This is a genomic window from Pectobacterium sp. A5351 (assembly GCF_028335745.1).
Classification (GTDB): domain Bacteria; phylum Pseudomonadota; class Gammaproteobacteria; order Enterobacterales; family Enterobacteriaceae; genus Pectobacterium.
Window position 1 is genome coordinate 2,470,720 of record NZ_CP116477.1, and the last position, 18,527, is coordinate 2,489,246.

The 18,527-nt window shown below is 52.2% G+C and carries 27 protein-coding genes and 1 pseudogene; 14 read left to right on the forward strand and 14 right to left on the reverse strand.

Going from position 1 to position 18,527, the window contains the following annotated elements; all coding sequences use genetic code 11:
• Positions 1-187: 187 nt before the first annotated feature.
• Genes O1Q74_RS11540 through O1Q74_RS11585 form a run of 10 tightly spaced genes read right to left on the reverse strand, consistent with a single transcriptional unit; the run spans position 188 to position 7,377 of the window.
• On the reverse strand, positions 188-637 hold the full coding sequence (locus tag O1Q74_RS11540) for a phage virion morphogenesis protein (RefSeq protein ID WP_271873263.1): 450 nt from the start codon (positions 635-637) through the stop codon (positions 188-190).
• Entirely contained in the window at positions 634-1,455 is an 822-nt protein-coding gene (locus O1Q74_RS11545) for a phage head morphogenesis protein (RefSeq protein ID WP_271873265.1), read from the reverse strand. The genes O1Q74_RS11540 and O1Q74_RS11545 overlap by 4 nt, the downstream gene beginning before the upstream one ends.
• Positions 1,436-2,929 (reverse strand): DUF935 domain-containing protein, encoded by a 1,494-nt coding sequence (locus tag O1Q74_RS11550; protein WP_271873267.1) that lies wholly within the window; start codon positions 2,927-2,929, stop codon positions 1,436-1,438. The genes O1Q74_RS11545 and O1Q74_RS11550 overlap by 20 nt, the downstream gene beginning before the upstream one ends.
• On the reverse strand, positions 2,929-4,464 hold the full coding sequence (locus O1Q74_RS11555; RefSeq protein WP_271873269.1) for a hypothetical protein: 1,536 nt from the start codon (positions 4,462-4,464) through the stop codon (positions 2,929-2,931). The genes O1Q74_RS11550 and O1Q74_RS11555 overlap by 1 nt, the downstream gene beginning before the upstream one ends.
• The gene (locus tag O1Q74_RS11560) at positions 4,461-5,006 is read right to left on the reverse strand and encodes a DUF3486 family protein (protein ID WP_271873271.1); all 546 of its coding nucleotides are present in this window, start codon (positions 5,004-5,006) and stop codon (positions 4,461-4,463) included. Before O1Q74_RS11560 ends, O1Q74_RS11555 begins: the two co-directional genes overlap by 4 nt.
• Position 5,007: 1 nt before the next feature.
• Positions 5,008-5,319 carry a hypothetical protein gene (locus O1Q74_RS11565; RefSeq protein ID WP_011095217.1) on the reverse strand — a complete coding sequence of 104 codons (312 nt, stop codon included), beginning with the start codon at positions 5,317-5,319 and terminating at the stop codon, positions 5,008-5,010.
• The gene (locus O1Q74_RS11570; protein ID WP_271873274.1) at positions 5,312-5,644 is read right to left on the reverse strand and encodes a hypothetical protein; all 333 of its coding nucleotides are present in this window, start codon (positions 5,642-5,644) and stop codon (positions 5,312-5,314) included. Before O1Q74_RS11570 ends, O1Q74_RS11565 begins: the two co-directional genes overlap by 8 nt.
• Positions 5,644-6,318, reverse strand: coding sequence for a hypothetical protein (locus tag O1Q74_RS11575; RefSeq protein WP_271873276.1), 675 nt, complete (start codon positions 6,316-6,318; stop codon positions 5,644-5,646). Before O1Q74_RS11575 ends, O1Q74_RS11570 begins: the two co-directional genes overlap by 1 nt.
• Positions 6,299-7,030, reverse strand: a complete 732-nt coding sequence (locus O1Q74_RS11580; protein ID WP_271873278.1) for a transglycosylase SLT domain-containing protein — start codon at positions 7,028-7,030, stop codon at positions 6,299-6,301. Before O1Q74_RS11580 ends, O1Q74_RS11575 begins: the two co-directional genes overlap by 20 nt.
• Positions 7,031-7,032: 2 nt before the next feature.
• A complete protein-coding gene (locus tag O1Q74_RS11585) occupies positions 7,033-7,377 on the reverse strand; it encodes a putative holin (protein ID WP_271873280.1) in 345 nt (114 codons plus the stop codon).
• Positions 7,378-7,625: 248 nt separating this feature from the next.
• On the opposite strand from O1Q74_RS11585, the gene O1Q74_RS11590 reads away from it, so the two are divergent.
• Positions 7,626-8,390: a DNA adenine methylase gene (locus O1Q74_RS11590; RefSeq protein WP_271873282.1), complete on the forward strand. Its 765-nt coding sequence runs from the start codon at positions 7,626-7,628 to the stop codon at positions 8,388-8,390.
• A gap of 91 nt (positions 8,391-8,481) precedes the next feature.
• Positions 8,482-8,763, forward strand: a complete 282-nt coding sequence (locus O1Q74_RS11595; protein ID WP_271873284.1) for a hypothetical protein — start codon at positions 8,482-8,484, stop codon at positions 8,761-8,763.
• A 64-nt stretch (positions 8,764-8,827) separates the two neighbouring features.
• Here the strand turns inward: O1Q74_RS11595 and O1Q74_RS11600 are convergent, their stop codons facing one another.
• The 3 genes from O1Q74_RS11600 to O1Q74_RS11610 are packed head-to-tail and all read right to left on the reverse strand — an operon-like array spanning position 8,828 to position 10,725.
• Positions 8,828-9,685: a hypothetical protein gene (locus tag O1Q74_RS11600; RefSeq protein ID WP_271873286.1), complete on the reverse strand. Its 858-nt coding sequence runs from the start codon at positions 9,683-9,685 to the stop codon at positions 8,828-8,830.
• Positions 9,686-9,694: 9 nt separating this feature from the next.
• Positions 9,695-10,279: a hypothetical protein gene (locus O1Q74_RS11605; protein WP_271873288.1), complete on the reverse strand. Its 585-nt coding sequence runs from the start codon at positions 10,277-10,279 to the stop codon at positions 9,695-9,697.
• 32 nt (positions 10,280-10,311) lie between these two features.
• Entirely contained in the window at positions 10,312-10,725 is a 414-nt protein-coding gene (locus O1Q74_RS11610; protein WP_271873290.1) for an XRE family transcriptional regulator, read from the reverse strand.
• 86 nt (positions 10,726-10,811) lie between these two features.
• On the opposite strand from O1Q74_RS11610, the gene O1Q74_RS11615 reads away from it, so the two are divergent.
• The 12 genes from O1Q74_RS11615 (at position 10,812) to O1Q74_RS11670 (ending at position 17,960) form a co-directional block, all read left to right on the forward strand.
• On the forward strand, positions 10,812-11,000 hold the full coding sequence (locus O1Q74_RS11615) for a DNA-binding protein (RefSeq protein WP_080163237.1): 189 nt from the start codon (positions 10,812-10,814) through the stop codon (positions 10,998-11,000).
• A gap of 52 nt (positions 11,001-11,052) precedes the next feature.
• Positions 11,053-11,358 carry a helix-turn-helix domain-containing protein gene (locus O1Q74_RS11620; protein WP_011095206.1) on the forward strand — a complete coding sequence of 102 codons (306 nt, stop codon included), beginning with the start codon at positions 11,053-11,055 and terminating at the stop codon, positions 11,356-11,358.
• Positions 11,359-11,367: 9 nt separating this feature from the next.
• On the forward strand, positions 11,368-12,276 hold the full coding sequence (locus O1Q74_RS11625) for a DUF3102 domain-containing protein (RefSeq protein WP_271873296.1): 909 nt from the start codon (positions 11,368-11,370) through the stop codon (positions 12,274-12,276).
• A gap of 9 nt (positions 12,277-12,285) precedes the next feature.
• Positions 12,286-14,055: a DDE-type integrase/transposase/recombinase gene (locus O1Q74_RS11630; RefSeq protein ID WP_271873298.1), complete on the forward strand. Its 1,770-nt coding sequence runs from the start codon at positions 12,286-12,288 to the stop codon at positions 14,053-14,055.
• Between the two features lie 9 nt (positions 14,056-14,064).
• Positions 14,065-15,216, forward strand: coding sequence for an ExeA family protein (locus O1Q74_RS11635; protein WP_271873300.1), 1,152 nt, complete (start codon positions 14,065-14,067; stop codon positions 15,214-15,216).
• 2 nt (positions 15,217-15,218) lie between these two features.
• Complete coding sequence (locus tag O1Q74_RS11640) at positions 15,219-15,476, forward strand: hypothetical protein (RefSeq protein ID WP_271873302.1); 258 nt, start codon at positions 15,219-15,221, stop codon at positions 15,474-15,476.
• Positions 15,477-15,503: 27 nt separating this feature from the next.
• On the forward strand, positions 15,504-15,773 hold the full coding sequence (locus O1Q74_RS11645; protein ID WP_225087460.1) for a hypothetical protein: 270 nt from the start codon (positions 15,504-15,506) through the stop codon (positions 15,771-15,773).
• A gap of 223 nt (positions 15,774-15,996) precedes the next feature.
• Complete coding sequence (locus O1Q74_RS11650) at positions 15,997-16,581, forward strand: DUF3164 family protein (RefSeq protein ID WP_334311410.1); 585 nt, start codon at positions 15,997-15,999, stop codon at positions 16,579-16,581.
• Between the two features lie 90 nt (positions 16,582-16,671).
• Positions 16,672-16,974 (forward strand): hypothetical protein, encoded by a 303-nt coding sequence (locus tag O1Q74_RS11655; RefSeq protein WP_271873307.1) that lies wholly within the window; start codon positions 16,672-16,674, stop codon positions 16,972-16,974.
• Positions 16,971-17,171, forward strand: a complete 201-nt coding sequence (locus tag O1Q74_RS11660) for a hypothetical protein (RefSeq protein ID WP_271873309.1) — start codon at positions 16,971-16,973, stop codon at positions 17,169-17,171. Before O1Q74_RS11655 ends, O1Q74_RS11660 begins: the two co-directional genes overlap by 4 nt.
• On the forward strand, positions 17,149-17,571 hold the full coding sequence (locus O1Q74_RS11665; protein ID WP_271873311.1) for a gp16 family protein: 423 nt from the start codon (positions 17,149-17,151) through the stop codon (positions 17,569-17,571). The genes O1Q74_RS11660 and O1Q74_RS11665 overlap by 23 nt, the downstream gene beginning before the upstream one ends.
• On the forward strand, positions 17,568-17,960 hold the full coding sequence (locus O1Q74_RS11670; protein WP_129705245.1) for a Mor transcription activator family protein: 393 nt from the start codon (positions 17,568-17,570) through the stop codon (positions 17,958-17,960). Before O1Q74_RS11665 ends, O1Q74_RS11670 begins: the two co-directional genes overlap by 4 nt.
• A 161-nt stretch (positions 17,961-18,121) precedes the next feature.
• On the opposite strand, the pseudogene O1Q74_RS11675 reads toward O1Q74_RS11670, so the two are convergent.
• Positions 18,122-18,406 (reverse strand): annotated as a pseudogene (locus tag O1Q74_RS11675) (IS4 family transposase); the annotation flags it as partial.
• Positions 18,407-18,527 lie beyond the last annotated feature (121 nt).

Sequence of the window (18,527 nt, forward strand, 5' to 3'; positions counted from 1 at the left end):
CCCGGTTTGGAAAACTCAGGACAGTGTCAACGGAAGCAATAAAGTTGGCTGTTAACCCCCATTAAGAAAAACAGGGAGCAAAGCCGGTTTGGCGTGGCGGGAAGAGTGCGGCTGTAAAGCCTTTATAAAGGAATTTACGCCATTTTTCTGGGTAGGCGGCACATTGGCTTAACTGTGCCGCCTGAAATCAACGCTGAGCCGCAGATTCAAGATGGCGTTGGATGGTGTCCAGCACCGAATTGACAGCATCTGGAGACAGATTGCCACTGTCATCAACGGGCAGATACGGACGGGCGGGTAGCTCCAGCGATTTATTACGGCCTGTTTTACCACCGAACTGATGAATGGCTGCATAGACCGTATTGGTGCCAACCATCGCACGGCTGGCATCATATTCTGTCGACACCGAACCCTGCAATCTGCCCGTATTGCGCAGTGTCTGGCCGCTCCGGTCTTCTGCCGCCTGCGATACCATCCATTCAGGACGTCCTCCCTCATCAAAATTGATATCGGTTTCTGCATGCAGCGTACCAGCAATCTGGCGCATCGCCGGGGTCATATCCGCCGCTGCGCTCTCCAGCGCCCGCAGCCCACGCCGCAGATCGCTGTCGTTAATTGTGATGGTAACAGTGCTCACGATGATAACTCCTGTTTAGCCAGGGACGCGAGGTTGCCCTGATAACGAGCCAAATCCGGGCGATACGCCGCGCCCGGCGCATACGACCATCCTATGTCGGTACTGATTTTGGTGCTGCCGGTGTTGAACGTGGCCACGCGTTGCATCTCGCCGGTTTTCTCTGAGACCAGCTTCAGTTCCCAGCCCATCGCATTAATGGCGTTGGCCACCTTCAACCCGCGCCGTTCGATATCGTTCTGACTCAGGGCGATCACACTGCAGCGGCAGCGCCAGCCGTTCGGCGGGTAGAATGCCTGCCAGAACGGATCGTCGAAACGAAAAACCAGCCCGTGCATCGACAGATGGCTTTGCCGCGTATGCTTGTCACGAATGGCGCTGTACATCCAGTAGGGCCGATCATCGGCATTTTCCATCTGCTCAGCCCAGCGGCCAGCGCTGTAGAGCACCGACATATTGGTACGGAAAATAGTATCCAGCCGCCACGGGCTACCCTGCTGAATAGTGACGGGTTCACCGGTCACCGGGTCGGTTGTATCACGCAGCCCCCACCAACCTTTCTTCTGTAGCACCGGCTCCAGTTCTTTACGAAACCAGCGGTCAGTCTTGCCGTCATCCAGTGCTTCCTGCAAGGCGCGGCGGATATCTTCAAGAATATCCAGCCGGGTCACTTTAGCGACGGTAAACGCACGGGCATGAGATTCCTGCCAAACGTCTTCCCAGTCCCAGCTTATCGCATAGCCTTTCGTCTGTAGGTAACTGATAGCCCGTTTAGGCGGTAGCGTCATGCAGTACGCCAGTTCAGTCGCGGTTACGCTCATGCAGACGCCCCCAGATATTTGCGACAAACAGAACCCGCGCCAACCGCTCTTGCAAATCGTCGGCCTTCATCTGCGGATACAGCTCTGCCAGTTCGCCCAGCAGATCGCCGGGGCGCACGCCGGACTGGAGGCGCTCAAACAACGGAGCCAGCAACGGCTCTAACGTGTCATCAAACTGTCCACCGTTCATCACAACATCCAGCGCCGCATCGAGCGCGTCCTGTGCGTTGACGTCGGCATTGACGGCTTCCGCAAACGCCAGTGATTGACCTGGGATCTTCTCTTTGGGCGTTTCGTCGATATCGCCGTCCTGCAACTGGTACTCACGCTTCCAGTATTGCGGGGTGAAGACCACGCCTGCGCTACTGAGTCGTTCGTCACGCTCGGCCTTAATCTTATCGACGGATTCCTGCTCCCACAGCTTATACACTGGCGCGATAACGTTACTGCCGAAATTAAGGTCAACCACCCAGCGGATAAGCTGGTTGATAGCCCCTTCCACAATGTCGGCATCACCATCACGGATATCGTCGGTGACTTCCAGTCCGGCCTGTGCTGAGGCTTTGTTCGCTGTTGCTTCGGTGGTCTGGTTCTGCCCCAGCAACGCAATAGCAATTTCGCCACGCGATACAGCGATCAGATTCTGGTAAATCTCACTGCTGTCGGCTTTGCCCGCCGCTTCTTTGATATCAACGGAGGAATCATCAGGAATAGCGGCAACGGCGTCTTCGATCATCGATTCCAGTGAATCCAGCAGGTTGTCGATTTCCCCCTGCGGCGTGCCGCGAGGATGCTTGCCGATCACCCACGGTGAACCGTATTTCTCGGCAAACCGCACCCAGAATTTCATCCCTCCTTTTTTAAAGGTGACGGGCCAGAAGCACATCGACAGGTCGGGGAAACCATACGGGTTGTCATAGGTCGCATCCTGACGCGGCACCAAGAACTTGTAGTCCGGCACAACTTCGCCTTCAAACCCGCTGTCACGGGCACGGAAGCGTAGCCGGTTGTCGGTATCGAACTGGAACCAGTCAGCGGGCTTACCGACGATGTCGCCAACATGCCAGCTTGTCCCGGAGCGTTGCCACATCACTTCACAGGGCTGGTAGCCGTATAGCACCGCGTCGGTCATTTCCCCGATAATGCGCGACATATCCATGTCCGTCAGCATATCGCGGATAAAGCTGAATACCCTGACAGGGGCATTCCCTCTGTCCACGCCGCGCTCCAGCGCTTTCACTGCGGCCTTGCGGCGACGAATACAACCGCCGACCAGCGGATCGGTGCGCAGCTCACGATAAATACGGATATCCTTTCCCTGCGCTTTCAGGATCGGGTCGGGGTTCGGCAGATACATCCCCAGCCCATAGAAATCCATGCTGCGGTCACGTGAGGCGATCTGTTCGCTGAGTGATTTCGCAGGCTCGGAAAAGGAAACAAATTCGGTGGGAGAAACCCAAAGTCCGCGTGCCATTAGTAGTTCTCCAGTAACCGTGCAGACGTTCTGCGTCTGCGAGAGGATGCCGTCACCGGCCCTTTGTTGATTTCCCGGCTGGCGTAATAGGCCAGCGCCAGTGCAATGGCTGCGTCACCGTGGCGTTTACCGCCGTCTGATTTGGCTTTTGAACGCTGTTCCGGCACGCGGGGGACGCCATTCACCACCTGAATAGCACGCAGATCATCCAGCGTGTCTTCGTCCTTTGGCAGGTCGACAAGATTACCGTCTTCCAGCGCGGCTTTGACAGGCGGCATATTGTCCCGATACCAGCCTTCCGTGGGCATGACCTGCTGCACCCGGCTGGCACCGTAGCGCTGCATGGCGTATTCCGCCAGATAGGCACCGTTGCCCCGCGCATCGAATGCCGCCCCCAACAACATCGGCAGGCCGTCCATCAGATACCAGGTGATCTGCTCCTGCTGCTTGAACGGCACGTTACGCAGCTCCAGCACGAACGGCACCTGACGTACCAGATTCTTTAGCTGTAACAGGGGATAATCTACCGACAGGTCACCACTGCGGCCAAAGTCACGCCCCAGAAACGAGCGGGCCCCCCTCGGTAGCGCATCCAACAGCGGTTTCAGATGGGTGTCCAGCCAGTCCTGTGTTTCGCTCCAGCGGGTTTCATCGGATTTCAGCTCATAGCCTTCCGGGCAGGTCAGACGTAAAACAGGGGTATCAGCTGACATTCGGGATTCGATCAGGGCGCGAGACAGCCAGGCTCCGCCACCATTAGCAGGGATGCAGTCCAGCTCTTCGGATGCACCCGCACCATAGAATTTATATACCGAGGCCATCCACTCGGCTTCCGCTGCGGCAGACCATTCACGCCCGGTACGCAGGCATACACGGCTGAATAAGCCCTCCGTCACCGCCTCTTTAAAGGTGATACGTTGGACACTGCCGCCTTGACGTTCAGCCCGTATATCCCCGATCAACGTATTAAAGGGGTTGTCATCACCGTCATGGGTGGAAATGACGCGCACCTTACCGCCCCAAATCAGCATCGCCAGTGCGGCCTTCAGCAGTTCATCCAGTTGCTCATGGAATGCGGCTTCATCAATCACGATGATGCCCTGACGGCCGCGTAGGTTAGATGGACGGCTGGACAACGCTACGACACGAAAGCCTGAGTCGGGAAATTTGATGGTGTAGGTTTTGATGTGCTTGTCGTCTTCGTCTTCCTGCCAGAAGCCTTCTTCAATCTCGCTGGCTGCGTAGTTGAAAACTCGCGCCCACATCGCGCACGCCTGAATATACTCGACGGTCATATCCTGGTTGTAGGCGATGTAATAGACGTTCATTCCACCTGCAGGTGCTGAAGAGGCGGCAGTCAGCACATTATCGGAGGCTTCCGCCCAGGTAATACCGGTACGACGGCTTTTCTCAATGACCTTGAGCGGTGAGGTATCGGCAACCCAGCGTTGCTGGTATGGCATAAGTGCGACAGGTGCGTCCATCTGCGAGGTATCGGGCAACACTGGAGCAATATTTACAGATGACGTTGTCATGACGCGATCCCCAGAATCTCCCGACGCAGCGCCTGTACCGCATCAGTTGACAATCCACCTTTGCGGGCGATCTTCTCGGCATTGCTTGCCGCTTGCTGTGCTTTGGTTCTGACGTCAGCCTGGAACTTCTTCAGGTTGACGCTGGCCCGCGACAGCGTGGCAACGTTCTTGGCCACTTTGGACAGCAGCGCCACGCGTTCCTGCGGGTCGACTTCACCTTCGTCAGCTTCCTGCAACTGGACGATACTCTCGAACAGTTCAGTCTGGATCAGCGCGATGACCGCCTCCGAACGCGCATCCTGATCGTCGGCTGCGCCTTCGGTCAACATCCGCGCGGCGTCTGTAGCGGCACGAATGGCACCGAAACGCTTTTCAATCTTCTGGCCATAACGGTGGATCGCCGATTTACTGATGATGTAACCCTGCTCACGCAGCAGGCTTTCCAGCTCGGCATACCCACTGAAGCCGGATTCGGTCAGCGCCCGCTCCAGCCAGCGGCGGGCATCGTCCGGCAGTTTGTCGATAGTGCTGCGACGAGCCATATCATTCGCTCCAGTATTTTTCAGGTCGGGCGATCCCTGGGCCACACTCCACGGTGTACTCGACGATATCAACGCCCAGCCGCGTTAAATCAGCAAACCAGTCACCGCTGGGGCGCTTGGTCAGATCGACCATCTTGCGGTCAGACAGATAATCCAGTTCGCGCCGCAGCTCCAGCGGCGTGGTGTCTGGATAAATGGCCCGTGCGATATCCAGCAGCAGCGTCTCGCTGGCGGTATAGGGGCGGGTTTTATTGAGCGCGACCAGCAGACTCCAGCGCAGTCCCTCACGGCGCACGCGGGTGATATCAACCATGTTGTCCTCCGTTCATTCGGTGCTGTTGCACCAGTTCCAGCTTGTTGTAAACCGCGTCCAGCTTGGCCTCTATCACTGTCTGCCCACGGATGTAGTCCTCGCGCCGGACATAGGTCACCGGAAGGTCAGCCCGAAACTCAAGAAACTCCCGCTCCAGCCGCTGCCAGCCTCTCTCGCTCTGAGAGCGGGCCTGCTCCAGTGCGCCAAAACGTTCATTCAGACGCTGTTCTATCTGCGCCAGCAGAATTTTCCCGGCAGCAAAGACGAATCCTAAAAAACCCAGCAACAGGCCCACCAGTTGCCAGAACTCCACTTCAATTTTCATTATTCCGTCCTGTTCTGTAGTGCAGCGAGGTAATCCAACAGGTCATTTACCTGCGCGGCAAGCTGCTGGTAACGTTCTCCGGCGTCGACACTGTGGGCGAGGATGTCGCGTTGGGTAACGCCGGAATCGCGTAACCGGGCGTCAAGGGAGGCAACGGCTGCGGACGTATCGCCAGCCCCGCGGGCAGCGGTGGCAGCGCCAGCTCCGGTACCGGCACCAAAGGCGGCGTTGTACTGCTGCACGAAACCAGCAGTAAACACGCATTCAATAGGACGGCTCTGACCGCGTTCATCAATCCAGCGTTGGGTGACATCATCAATTCTCCGCTTCAGGTTTTCGTTTTGTTGGCGCAATGACACCGTGGTAGTGAGGTATTGCTGCTCGGCAGCATGGGCGGACGCGACAAGCTGCTGATAGCGCTGCTGCCATGCCTGTAAGGCGGCATTGGCCTGTTCCGCACGCTGCTGTTGCTGCTGTGCGATATCAGCCTGCAAACGCGCCAGCGTCGCATCGGATGCCGATTTCTGCTTCTCCAGTGCGGCATTGCCAGCGGATTCCGCACTGGCGAATCCATTCTCATAACCGTTCTGGTAAATCAGCCACAGCGCACAGAGCACGGCGGCAACCCATAGCAAAGTTTTCCACGGCAGCGTTTTAAGTAGGTTGTTCAGCACAGCTACGGCCTCCCCATATCAGATAGCGCGGCGCTAACGCCAGCAGGATGCGCTGCGGGTAATACCGGTTCTCACGCCAGTTAGCCGCAGAACGCCCGGCATTGACGGTAGCGACATGCCCAAACCAGCGCTGGCGGTCTAACCCACGCTGCGCCGCCAGTTGCTGATCGCGTTGCACCCAGCCCAGCCCGCCGTTGTAGCCGGAGAGCGTCATCGCCATCCGCTGGCAGTCGTCAGCCGCCGTAATGCGTTGCCAAATCCAACGGTCATATTGAGTTAAGGCCCGAATCGACCAGGCTGGATTAAACGGCTGATTGGCTTTTAGTTCCGGCATGATGTCGCTAATCCACGTCGCCGTAGCGGGCATAAACTGAGCTAATCCCTGTGCGCCAACGGGCGAAACGGCCCGTGGATTCCAGCCGGATTCCTGATGGAGTTGCGCCGCGAAATCTGCCACAGGTGCATTCAATCCCCAGTCCAGCCGGGCATTACGGATAAGGTCGCTACGGTATTGCTGGGCGGCGGCAGGCGGTTGGGCGGCATGAGCCTGACTGAAGAAACCGCCGCACCAGAGCAACCAAGCCGTAGCCAGTGCGCCGAATAGCGCCCACCAGAAGCTGTGTTTATCCGTGCGTGGTTCGCCATGTTTCATCAAGGTCATACCTAACCCCAGCGACACCAACGCAATCCAGGTAATTTGCGGCCAGTTCATGGCTATAGCCCCATCGCCACGGCCAGACAGACCGCCGCCACGATAATGGCGCGACGGATCAATGCCGCAGCAAATACCCGCTGGTAGCCATTTTTGACCGGGTATTCGCCGTGCTTCATCAGTTCCGAGTCATGTACCAGATACTGGCCCAACAGCGCTTTGGGGAACAATGAACGGTCAAGCCAGTAGCCGAGAACCGCAGCGAGTGTGATTAGTGAGATTTTGTAAATGACGACGGGGAGTTGCTGCGGTGATACCAACGCGATCACAGCCAGCAGCAACACGGCAGTCAGTTGCCAGCCTAAAAGGCGCTTCAGGCGAGTGAGTCGAAAGAGGTTGAGTTTCATTGCTGTCTCCTTATGTAAGTGGAGACAGCATGACGCATCGCGTCGCGCGGGGATTTTAAACGGCGTTAATAGTGGCAAAACAAGGGGGAACACCAGTATGGCAGGGAAAAGAGCGGCCTGTCTGGTGGTGGAACACCGGACAAGCCGTCAACACACAGATGCGACCTGTGAGTCAACCGAGGCTCTCCCGTTCTCGAGAACCGGAAAAGCCTACCGTATTTTCACCCTGTGAAAAAGGCTTACAGATAATGAAAGAGCAATCTTTGCCCATCGTTCCGTGGATTGGTGGAAAACGCCGTCTGGCCAAACACATCCTGCCACTGTTTCCTGTTCATACCTGCTATGTCGAGCCGTTCTGCGGCGCGGCAGCGTTGTATTTTCTGAAGCACCCTAGCAAGGCCGAGGTGATCAACGATATCAACGGCGAGTTGGTGAACCTCTACCGGGTAGTTAAACATCATTTGGAAGAGTTTGTACGGCAGTTCAAGTGGGCGCTGGTCAGCCGTCAGATATACAAATGGTTGCAGGCTGTACCAGAAGAGACGCTGACGGATATTCAGCGTGCAGCTCGGTTTTACTACCTGCAAAAACAGGCGTTCGGCGGCAAAGTGGAAGAGCGCACGTTTGGCACCGCAACGACTGCTCCACCACGTTTTAACCTGCTACGCATTGAGGAAGAACTGTCAATGGCACACCTGCGGCTATCCCGAACGGTGATTGAACACCTTGACTGGGCAGAGTGTATCCAGCGCTATGATCGTCCACACACGTTGTTCTACTGCGACCCGCCATACTGGGGAACAGAAGGCTATGGCGTTGAGTTTGGGTTGGAAAACTACGTTCAGATGGCGCAACTGGCGCGGGAGATCAAAGGGAAGATGATTATCTCGGTGAACGATATACCAGAAATGCGACAGACGTTTGAGGGACTGAATCTACAGAGTGTGGGGATCAACTACAGCCTGTCTGGGAAACCAGCCCTACGGCGGGAGCTGGTTATTTGTAATTTTTGACCGAATCGACAATTTTCTGAAATTCTATCATTCAATAGGATATTACTGTCGGTTATTATACATGGCACATTTTATCGTAACGAGAAAAACCATGAAAAAGTCAATTATATCAAGGGTGTTATTGTTTGCGTTTACACTCACAGCCGCAGGCTCCTGTTTGGCCGATAGTGTTATGAAGGCAGAGTTTAGAACTATGCAAGAATGCTTATCTTCTATAAAGGCCCATTCAGGATCATCATCCTTGAAGGTGATTAGGGACAAGCCGGATATTGTGACGGGTTATTTATCAAACGGGAAAAATTTCGCCTGCGAAAAGAAAGAGACAGGAACTAAAGGAACTTATTACGAAGGCTGGTATATGGTCAAAGATTAATTCTGGCGTTCGATCAGGGCCATATTCACACGAATCTGGCCCTGATTATAGGGTGGTTTGTTGTCTATAGCGGTTGTGCCAAGAACCAGTTACCAATCTGCTGGCTTGGAACAAATCCAAACTTAACTCCGTTAAGAATAACCTCCTGAGAAGTCTCTGGTTCGTTCTGATAGTGTTCTACCAACTTCATCATAATTTTTGCAGGCTCGCCGGTGCCCATTGTGTTTTCGCCAAGAACGGCAGAATACGCAGAAATTACAACAGCCATAACGTTCAAGCCAGATTCAGTTGTACCATCCCCGCTAGTAATAATCGTTATTCCGGCTAATAGCCCTGTTTTTTTATCTACAGAACCAACCAGACCAATACGCTCATTAAACGAGTGATTAAATGTATTATTAACTTCACCCGATTGAATTTTTATCTTTAGACGAAATGGTACGTCGTTTTTTGTTAAGTTTGCATTTATCCGCTTTGCAAATTCCTGCGGTGTTATATCAAAATATTTTTCTACTTGTTTTTTTGTCTCAGCTTTATCCTGTGGTGCTGGTGCTGGTGCTGGTGCTGGTGCTGGTGCTGGTGCTGGTGCTGGTGCTGGTGCTGGTGCTGGTGCTGGTGCTGGTGTCCTTTTATTTTCACAGTTCCATTCTGAAGAACCATCAGCTTTGTATGTTTCAAGGCATCCGTCATGTGGTTTTTGCGTGTTTTTGATCTCAGCAGATACATCTTGCACCGGCGCTTCTTTTTCTGGTGTTGGAACAAACGCTAGAAGAAAAGCTAAAGCAGCAACAGCACCAACACAAACACCGCTGAATTTACTTAACCACGGTTTATTACCTTTCTTAATGAAAGTACGCGAAAGGTATTTAGCGACTAAGATCCAAATGACAATAGAACCAGCAATAATCAAAAATTCCTTCATGTAATATCCTTATCTAAATAAAAAAGATGTAAAAAATCCTAAAAAGAAAACACCGACAAATACTTTAGGGTGAGTTTTTATGAGTTCTTGCCAATCCACTGCTTTAGGCTGTATGGGGTTTGGCTGGTGTTGCCGCAATTCATCTCGATCAAAATGGTCAAACGCTACTTGAAGTTGTTCACGGGATAAATCGTTGAGCGTTTTCGTACCAAATTTTTTCAAACAAAATCTATCGCGTTCTGTTGCGGTATCCACGGTTAATCGCAATATTTCGCTGACTAATCGGCGGCACTCTTTTGCCAGCTTAGCCTCTGCCAGTCTATGTCGCAGATACGTCTCAGCTTTATGATATTTCTTGGTTGTAATGCCATTGATACTGTGAACATCAATATGGGCATGAACGGCTCGCCACAGATCTTTCTTAGGCTCGCCGCTGGCAGTAACAAGGTCATCTAGCAATTGGTGCAGGCGATGACGCTGAGCTGGAAGTAGCGACTCATCATCTGTCGGGTTTTCACCTGAAGGGGGATGTATATTGATAATGTCTCTGGATGAGAACTGTCCCTGTGCAGTTCCATTAAATTCCTGCCGCATCCTATCTCCTTTATTACTGTGTGTTACTCGTTCTATTTATTTTTTTTATTACTGACCGCGCCATTATTAACAATCTGATTACCGGCAAATTGACCACTAATATCGCCATTGAATATCTGAGGAGCAGCACCTTGCGGAACAGAACCAACTGTTAAAGCTGCGAGTACAGCAGACTTGACCGCTAATGGTGCAGATCGATAGTGATTAATCAATTCCAGTTCATCATTGGGTAAAGCCGCACTTGCTCTTACCCCTGTGACAACATACTGAACATCTAAGCCAAATTTTGCTAGCGCAGCCAAATAAGAAGCATCAGGAAAACGCTCACCTTTTTCATAGTTTAGCTGGGTAAGTTTTTTCACTCCGCCGATCTCTCCCATAGCGGGCTGGCTCAATCCTAACCGTTCACGTTCTTCTCTTAGGCGCTCGCCGATATAATTTTGCATACTAATCTCTATTGACTGGTATAAATTTTTATACCATAATCTACCACGTATTCTACAAACATCATTGCATAACCGGAGGCCATAGCATGACACCCGAACAAGTTAAAAACCGCTTGCAGCAACGCGGTATCACCATCACCCAATGGGCACGAGAGAATGGCTACTCTCGTGAAGCGGTCTATCGCGTACTGAGCGGCATAACAAAAGCCAAGTACGGCCAGGCACATGAAATCGCCGTCAAACTCGGCCTTAAAACCACGGCCCGTGCCGCCTGATATCTATCATCCTGCGTAACAGATTATCACATATCGCAAAAAGGGGAATGACATGACTAAGGCAAATGTTTCCAGCGCAGGCGCTCGGATCTTGCGCGTTCTCAAAGCGCTACGCGGCCATACCCTGAACGGGGTATCAAACGGTGAACTGGCGGCGGCGCTGGACGATTCTCCGGCCAACGTTAACCGTGCCTTGAACACCCTTATTGAGGAAGGACTGGCGCAAAAACTGGATAACGGCAGGTTCGCCCTCTCGATGCAGGCGCTACAAATCGCCCAGGCACATGCAAACGAAATTTCACGGGCGCAAGACCGTATTAACGAAATGAACCAACGCCTGCTGGCTGGCAGTCGCTAAGGATAAGAAATGGCACGCACCAAGTCACAAACGGTTGAATTAGTAGAAGATGCTCCGTTAGCGGGCGATCTGAATGTGAAACTCAATGCTCTGACGGAACACCGGATGCAAGTCATGGATCAGTTTGGCGATGGTTTGCCATATGAACGTTCCCGTATTGTTCATGAAGCACGGTTTTATATGACACAAAGTGCAGAGGCGATGCTTGAAGCAGGGAAACGTCTGGCTATTCTCAAGGATTGTGAACCACATGGAGAATTTGAATCTATTGTTCGGGACGAGTTAGGTATTCCTGAGCGAACAGCTCAGCGCCTAATGCAAGCATCAATTAAATATATGTCTCCACAGTTAAGTTCAAAAGCGCCAGCGCTGGCGCTTTTGGGAAAGACCAAGTTATTTGAATTAATGACCGAGGATGATGATGTCCTCTCTGAGTTAGCCGATGGCGGTACAGTTGCAGGTATGACGCTGGATGACATTGATCGCATGACCAGCCGCGAACTGAAAGCCGCACTGCGCGAAGCCCGCGAGACCAATACCGCCCAGCAACGCGTTCTGACCGACAAAAACCAGAAGATAGATGACCTGACCACCAAACTGGATAAGAAATCCCGCATTCAGCCACCGCCGCCCGATCAGGAAGCGGAGAAGCTACGTAAAGAAGTCAGCGCCATTGCCTTTGAAGCGGAAGCTGCCATCACCGTTCGTCTTCACACAGCATTTTCAACCTTGACCACCTTCACATCCGATAACGATGTAGAGCCACCGTATGATTTTATGGCGGGTTTGGTGTGCCAGATAGAGCGTGCGTTACACCATATCCGCGCAGTTTTTGACCTTGAGGCAGCACCTACAGGTAGCGAACGTCCAACGTGGCTAGATGCGCCGGAACCTGTGATTCCGCGTACAGACGCATAAGGGGACGCCATGAGTGCCGCCCTGACAGAACGATTAGTAGCTATCGCGCGTGTCGCACGGCAGGCCGGGCATGGCGAACGCGGTGCCATCTATGACGCCGCCTGTATTGAGCTGGGGCTATCTCGCGCCACGTTGCTACGCAAGTTAAAGGAGGTTGCCGTGACTGACAAACGCAAAAAGCGTGCCGATGCTGGACAAAGCGCCTTGACGCGGGATGAAGCTGCCATGATTTCCGCCACATTGATGGAAGCAACCCGTAAAAACGGCAAACGCTTGTACTCCATCGCTGACGCCGTAGAGACCTTGCGGGCAAACGACATGATCGCTGCTGGGCGCATTGATGAAGCCACGGGCGAGTTTTATGCCCTGTCAGAGACCGCTATCAGCCGCGCTCTGCGCAATTACGGCCTGCATCCCGATCAGTTAAGCCAGCCTGCGCCCGTGACCGAGCTGGCCAGTCTGCACCCTAACCATGTATGGGAAATCGACGCCTCACTTTGCACCCTCTATTACCTGAGCAACGGACATAAGGGCTTGCAGGTGATGGACAGCGCGAGGTTCTACAAGAATAAACCAGCAAATGTGGCACGTATCGCCAGTGACCGCGTCTGGAGCTATGAAATCACTGACCACACCAGCGGCTGGATCTACGTCGAGTATGTGATGGGCGCTGAATCTGGCGAAAACCTGTGCTCTGTGCTCATCAACGCCTTGCAAGAGCGCGGCGGCGCGGATGTGCTGCACGGCGTGCCTAAGCTGCTGTATCTCGACCCCGGTTCTGCCAACACCGCAAGCATGACAAAAAACCTGTGTCGTGCATTGGGTATCGATTTGAAGGCGCATAAAGCCCATGCGGCGCGTTCAACAGGCAGCGTTGAGAAGGCCCGCGACATCATCGAACGCAAACTGGAGCCGGGCCTGAAGTTTCAACCGGTTCATAGTCTGGAAGAGCTGAATGCGCTGGCTGTGAAATGGCGTTCTCACTTCAATGCTACCGCTGTTCATAGCCGCCACGGACAGACTCGCACCGATATCTGGCTGAAAATCAACGCTGAACAGTTGGTGAAAGCGCCGTCTATTGAGGTTTGCCGCGAACTGGCCGTCGCAACACCAGAAGAGCGCAAGGTCAAGCCGAAGCTGCGCGTGTCGTTCCGTGGCATTGAATACGATGTGTCTACCGTACCCGATGTGAGGGTCGGCGAGAAGTTGCTGATCACCCGCAATCCGTGGCGCACCGATGCCGCGCAAGTGGTACTGACAGGTGAAGATGGCCACGACACTTTCTTCCTGATCGATGAAGTCACCAAAAATGAATTTGGCTTTGCCGACTCTGCCGCAGTGATCGGCGAAAACTACAAATCGCACGCAGATACGCCAGCTCAAACTGCTGCCAAAGAAATTGAACAACTGGTGACGGGAACGGATAACGCGACGGATGCGGCGGCGGCACGTAAAGCGAAGGCGCTGCCGTTCGGCGGCAAACTTGACCCATACAAACACATTGACGACACCACGTTACCTGCATTTATGCCGCGTCGTGGTACGGAATCTGATGTACGCAGCCCGCGTATCGAACAGCGGCCCCTTACGCATGTTGAAGCGGCTAAGGCGCTGCGTGAGCGGTTTGCAGCCCGTAACCAGACATGGACAGCCGGACACTTTCGCCAACTGGTTGAACTTTATCCCGCTGGCGTGCCGGAAGAACAACTTGATGACGCTGTCGATGCGCTGCTAACACCGGTTTCCGGCAATGTCATCAACATCGTCAACGGGAATTAAGGGGGGAACATGCTGGTACTGAAACAACAGTTAAAACAGGCACGGCTCTCGCAGGCCGTTGTCGCCAGAAATATCGCAGTGTCAGAGGCCACGCTGGCACAAATTGTTAATCACGACCAGTGGCCACGCACCAACACCGGGGAAATTCGCCAGCGTCTGACAGCCTTTCTGTCGGCTAATGGCATTGAAACACAACGTAGTTTTGATGCTGTGCAGGACGGCACATCCCGCACAGCAGATACAACAGACCTCACAACGGAGGAAAACATGTTACTCAAAAAACAGGTGTTATTTCCAGCAACAAAAAAGGCATTCGGACTGTTCCGTGACCCCTTTTCCGATGATGCCATGCAGGGCGCGGAAGACGTTTTTACTACGCCGGATAGCCGCTATGTGCGTGAATCACTGTATCAGACCGCGAAACATGGCGGCCTGATGGCGGTTATCGGCGAGTCTGGAGCGGGTAAATCCACGCTGCGCCGCGACCTTATCGAACGTATCAACCGCGAGAACGCGCCCGTTATCGTGATTGAGCCGTATGTGATTGCGATGGAAGACAACGACGTTAAAGGTAAGACGTTGAAAGCCGCCGCCATTGCCGAAGCGATCATCAACACCATCGCCCCGCTGGAAGGCGTGAAGCGGTCACAAGAAGCACGTTATCGCCAACTGCACCGCGTACTAAAAGACAGCAGCAATGCGGGCTACAGTCACGTTCTTGTGATTGAAGAGGCGCATAGCCTGCCGATCCCCACGCTGAAGCATTTGAAGCGATTTTACGAGCTGGAAAGCGGGTTTAAGAAGTTGCTATCTATCGTCCTGATCGGTCAGCCAGAGCTAGCCGTCAAGCTAAGCGAACGCAATATGGAAGTTCGTGAAGTCGTCCAGCGCTGTGAAATCGTCGAACTGCTGCCCCTTGATAACAGCCTGGAAGCGTTTCTGACATTCAAAGTTGAGCGCACAGGCAAAAAGCTAAGCGACATTATGGATAGCAGCGCGATTGACGCTATCCGGGGCCGTCTCAGCAGCAATCTCGGCAGTCGGAAGAATGTCAGCCTTCTATACCCGCTGGCCGTTTCCAACTTAGTGATTGCTGCAATGAATCTGGCCGCTGAGATCGGCGTGCCAGTGGTTAATGCTGATGTCGTTAAGGGGGTTTAGCAGTGGCCAAAATCATTATTTCTGTACAACAACTGCCTGCTGGGTTGGTCAATGAGGATCAGGTACTCAGCCAGTCCATTAACGTTTCAATTGAAAATGAAACAGGTGACATCGTCGTGACACAACTGCTGGCAACGATGATTAAAGATGAGATGGCTAATGCGATTAATGCGGCCAACACCAGGCTGATGAAACATCTCAATGCGGCAGGAATGAGCTTCACCAGCCAAATGATGCGTAATCACAGGGATCTGCACTGAGCACCTTATATTCTGGGGGACTGATATATGACGTCTGTTTTGAATATTGATGAGCAATTATCCAATGTGCAAGCCGTCATGACGGCGCTACGAGCCATGAATGCGACGGTTCACAGTGTCATGCTCAAGGGTAGCCAACCTATTATTCGCATTGCCAGAAATGGCCACTGTGCAAAATTGATTGAAAACGGTGTGGCGCGTTATGTGCTGACTGGTGTGAATAACAATGGCCGGTTTCGACAAGGGGAATTTGAACAGCACGGATGCCGAATTATTTGGTCTGAGTCATTACATTGAGGGGAAACGATGGCAACAAAGCGGCAGTTGGCATCATTTCATCATCGTCGGTTAACGCGCATGTATCGTGAATTAATTCAGATGAGTGATCGATGGGATGATGTTGATGGATGGGCATCTCAACGCCTTTTGGATATCGCAGAGCAAATAACGTTATTAGCACGACAAATTAACGAGACTAGTAGCAGAGGGAATAAACGTGGAAATTAATAAAGATGACTACATGACTGACCGTAAAGGTCGGTTAGTCCCAATTAGCCAGATCTCTGATTACGATCTGGCAATGGATACCTTTGTAAATGAACGAGTTGATGCAGCAGAAATTAAAAGCGCCGATTTGTCTGATTTTAAAACGCGCTCTTTTGATGAGTGCTATGCGTTCATGGATTTAGTTGCAGAAAAATATGGCCGTCAGCGCGGCGGTGTGAAGGGTAACGTGACGTTCTCCAGCTTTGACGGCAACAAGCAAATCACCATCAAAGTGCAGGAATCACTGACGTTCGGGCCGGAGCTGCACATTGCAAAAGAAATGATTGATGAGTGTGTTAAGGAGTGGTCACAAGGCGCTGACGAAAAGCTGCTGGCGCTGATTTCTGACGCCTTTCAGGTTGATAAAGAAGGCAATCTCAGTACCACCCGCATTTTGTCTTTGCGCAGGGTAAAAATTGACGACGAGCGCTGGAAAAAGGCAATGGAAGCTATTTCAGAGTCATTACTTGTCGCTGTATCGAAAACATATATCAATTTCAGAAAAAAAGACAACTCAGGGAAACTGGTTAATATCCCGTTAGATATCGCCGCGATTTAAATATAAAAAAATGAAATTTGCTTTTATTTCGGCGTCAACGCCGGGGAGTCCTGCACGCGTAATTCAGCATAACCACTATTTGGAGAGCACATGATTAAAGGTATTGCACACAATCGCTCAACGCTGTACCGCATGGCGTTAAAGCACTTTGGCCCTGAAGCTCAGACGTTAAAACTTATCGAAGAAGCGGCAGAGTTAGGTGCTGCCGCATCACGCAACCTGAACGGCCTCGGTAACGAGGTCGCTTTAGCGGAGGAAATGGCCGACGTTGAGATCATGATCGAACAGTTCCGCCTGAATGGCATGGATAAGTTAATCGAACTGGCAAAGCACAATAAATTAAAACGACTGGCTGAGAGGCTGGAGGTGGAATATGTCGGGGGTGATGCGTGATTATTGGCTTCATATTACTGGTATCAGCCTGTAGCGCTGATTTCTGCGATGCCATGCCTGTTTCAGACGACATCTATCTGAACCAAGAGTCGTGCCAGTTAGTGTTGGATGCTATCCATGAACGCCGCCCTGAAGCCATATTGCTATGCGGCGAAGTCTGGCGGGAGGAAAGCGATGACAAAGAATCAACTGATTAAGTTGATCCATATAGCCAAACGCGATCTACAACTGGACGATGATACCTATCGCCAGTTGCTAATCACCGTTATAGGCAAGTCATCTACGCGGGACATGACAGTCCCGCAGTTAGATAATGTCCTGAATGCCATGAAGAAACGCGGGTTTAAGATCAAAGTGGCAAAAAAGGCTAGCAGCACCCGTCCATTGGATGATTCTCCCCAGTCCCGAAAAATCCGCTCATTATGGTTAGAAATGGCTGATGCAGGCATCATTCGTGACCGTTCTGAAGCCGCGCTGGCGCGTTGGGTGAAGCGTGAAACTGGCGTTGATAGCCTGCAATGGCTGAACTCAGAACAGGCCAGCGTCATTATTGAGAAGCTGAAGCGGTGGCAACGCCGCGTAAGGAAGCCAGAATGAACAACGGCAATAATTTCCGCAGCAAAGGGCCTGAGCTATTGGTGGAACTGGCGCAGCATACTGCAAGCACAATAAAGGAGGTTGTCGAGATCGACACTGCTATCGCTGAACAAATCGGAGAGGCAGTGGCAAACCGCATGATGCAGGTCTGGGGCGGACAAAGCGTCTACTTTCCGATGGGAACGCTATGGCGTATCTCCCAGCGCGATCACGACATATTCAACGACTTCAATGGCCGCAATCATCATGACCTAGCACGTAAATACGGCGTTTCTCTTCAGTGGGTTTACAGCGTAATCAAGCGCGTCAGAAAAGCTGAAACAGATAGGCTTCAGGGGCGTCTGTTTGATGATGGTGAATTTGATGACGAACCACAGCAAGGGGAGTAAAATTTCACAGGTCGAACAGAAGAATGACTAAATTTTTCGTCCGGCCTGTTTTTTCACATACTGTAAGAGAATTACAATTACCATCCAATCTCTTCCCAGTTCAGCCCACTCAGTCCCACAATTATCTCGCAGACTCTGTGTTATTTATCTCACTTCTAATCAGCAATAACACACCACGGCATGTTTTTGGTCATCATGGATGTAATCTGATTAAATATTTTCGGGATATCGTGATGAAGCGCAGTGTTTCCCAAAAGGCGGTCAACCCGTTTTATTTTATCTTTCACGCGAGCAGGGCCGGGTAAATAACGCCCGATGCAGGTGAGTGAAAGCGTGGCACCGCTTATCAACGCAGCGGTGGAATCAATAAGCGCATGTTGTCGATATTGATGTGTTGAAGCTAAAGCGTGACGGAAAAAAGTCTGGCATACTTTACGGACAGGCATAGGGTGATCTCATTGAATTTTTTGGCGAAAATCAGTAGATCATAAAACTCTATGCCTGTCTTGTTTTCTGGGGATTCCTCAGCCTTTCAGGGCTGTCGCAAGCGACGTTCAAAAGCGTTCC